General features: G+C 34.9%; 3 protein-coding genes and 1 pseudogene. All 4 read left to right on the forward strand.

Annotated elements, in window-relative coordinates:
• On the forward strand, nucleotides 1–399 hold a 399-nt coding region (locus B3B27_RS11030), incomplete at its 5' end, for an isochorismatase family protein (protein ID WP_286847432.1).
• 244 nt (nucleotides 400–643) lie between these two features.
• Complete coding sequence (locus B3B27_RS11035; RefSeq protein ID WP_238868108.1) at nucleotides 644–1,366, forward strand: hypothetical protein; 723 nt, start codon at nucleotides 644–646, stop codon at nucleotides 1,364–1,366.
• A gap of 239 nt (nucleotides 1,367–1,605) precedes the next feature.
• The gene (locus B3B27_RS11040) at nucleotides 1,606–1,905 is read left to right on the forward strand and encodes a hypothetical protein (RefSeq protein ID WP_238868109.1); all 300 of its coding nucleotides are present in this window, start codon (nucleotides 1,606–1,608) and stop codon (nucleotides 1,903–1,905) included.
• Between the two features lie 100 nt (nucleotides 1,906–2,005).
• A pseudogene (locus tag B3B27_RS11865) lies at nucleotides 2,006–2,083 on the forward strand (transposase); the annotation flags it as partial.

A 2,083-nucleotide genomic window follows, 5' to 3' on the forward strand; every position in this document is an offset into this window, starting at 1 on the left:
CCGTCCCATTCGGTGCATTTTGAGAAGTGGCCGGTTCATTGTGTGGCCGGCACACATGGAGCTGAGTTGCATCCCGAACTAGAAGCCAATAAGATAGATCTAAGACTATTAAAAGGGACAGATAATAAAGATGACGGTTATTCAGCTTTTGAAGCAACCAATGTGGCGCTTGCAAGTTATCTCCGCGATTATGAAATATCCTCGGTGTACGTTTGCGGTTTGACCACCGACTATTGCGTAAAAGAAACTGCTTTGGATGCAGTTAAACAGAAATTCAATACCTATGTAATCACCGATGCTATCGCCGCGGTAAACGCACAACCGGGCGACGATAAAAAAGCACTGCAGGAGATGTATCGCATAGGGTGTATACTGATAGAATCGAAAAAGATTTCATGAGATTATCGGTTAACCAAAGTAGAAGTATTTATCAACTTTACCTGTTTGCCTTGTGAAATCTTCTTTTCCTTTCGTAAAGCAGTTGTTTGTTTGCCGAATGTATCCATGTTTTTAGCCCTTAAAAGAGTTAATAAAGCCAGCCACAGCCCAAGTGGTGAGCAAAGTGGACATAGTGGCTGACCGTGGTCCCCTGGCCGAGAAGTATTGTAACATGAGTCCGTATGCGTATTGCTCGAATAACCCAGTGAGGTTAATTGACCCGGATGGAAGAGAGTGGAAGTATTTTATAAATGCAAATGGTCATATTACTATTAATGTTGCATTAAATTTTTTCGTATCAGGAAATTATACGTCAAAAGAAATAGCAGCCTATAAAAATGTTATTGCAACACAATTCAATAATACCATATCGGAGGCATCAGGAGGGGTAATGTCCGGAACGATTACTTTCTACGAAGGAAATCAAAACATAGTCCAGTCATTGTCTTTGGGTAAAATGGACGGTGCAATTGGGGGAAGTACTTCTTACTTCAACTCTTCGGTTAATTTATTTAATAAGGCAGGAGAACTAAGATCACTTTCAGAGATAGGTTCGGATGCAACCCACGAAATGTTTCATACAGTAAGATTAGCACATCCATTCGAGATTACGCAAACAGAAGATACAAAGTTGTTGAAGGTAGCTCCTAATTCTTTTATTTCAACTCCTACAACAGATGCAAACATTGTGAATAATATTATGAGTTATTCCATGATAACAATAGACGGGCAAAAAAGTACCAATCAAAATTCATTGACAAAAGGACAATTAAATTTTATGATGAATAAAATAAATTTACAAAATCAAGGATACGGTTTCTTTAAATATAATCCATCATTAACAAATGAACAAAATACTAATTTGTATGAAAAATATTATAAAAACTATTGGGATAATATTCCCGGGATGCCAGTTGGTAATAAATAAATGAGTCTCCTCCGATAAGTCTTTTTTCTTGAAAATTTCACAATATGAACATTGATTTTCAATAAGTTGCAAACCAATAAAAATGAGTTTTGAGGTTTTCGGAGAGGACTCATAAATACAATCTATTAATTATTATCATTTCTGTATTTTCTTGTTCTTCCATAAAAGGTCAACAAAAAAATGAAGGCGTACAATACGATGATTTGACAAAAAAGAATGTGTACATTGTTGTTTAAAAAATGCCTGTTTACAAAAATGGAGAAAAAGATTTTTTGGACAATTTTATAAAATCTTTTCACTATGATTTTCATCCAAATGAAGACATTCAAACAATGTTGCGATTACAATTTGTTATTGACGTAAAAGGAAATTTAATTGGAGCAAGGATTTACGGTAAAAAAGATGAATCTCTAACTAACTTTGAAAAAGAGGGATTAAAAGCATTAATATTGCTTCAAGATTGGTATCCTGGAAGACATAATAACAAGAACGTCAATGTAATGCTGACAAAGATAATAAATGTAGATTATAACAAATAAAGGAGACGGAGCGGATTAGCAAAAATATTACAGGAGACTGTAAAGTAAACTGTGTCAAAGAATAAATCATTTTTTTTACTTTTACACAACAGTTTACATTATGGAAGATTTTGATTACAAGTCCTTTCAAGCCAAGGCGCTGGAACAGCTAAAATCCGGCAAGCCTCTTTTAGGAAAA

The sequence above is a fragment of the Proteiniphilum sp. UBA5463 genome, from assembly GCF_002427225.1.
Lineage (GTDB): Bacteria > Bacteroidota > Bacteroidia > Bacteroidales > Dysgonomonadaceae > Proteiniphilum > Proteiniphilum propionicum.

What these genes read in the sequence shown, in the direction of transcription:
- B3B27_RS11040 (WP_238868109.1), top strand. Translation starts at nt 1,606, where the DNA reads ATGCCTGTTTACAAAAATGGAGAAAAAGATTTTTTGGACAATTTTATA.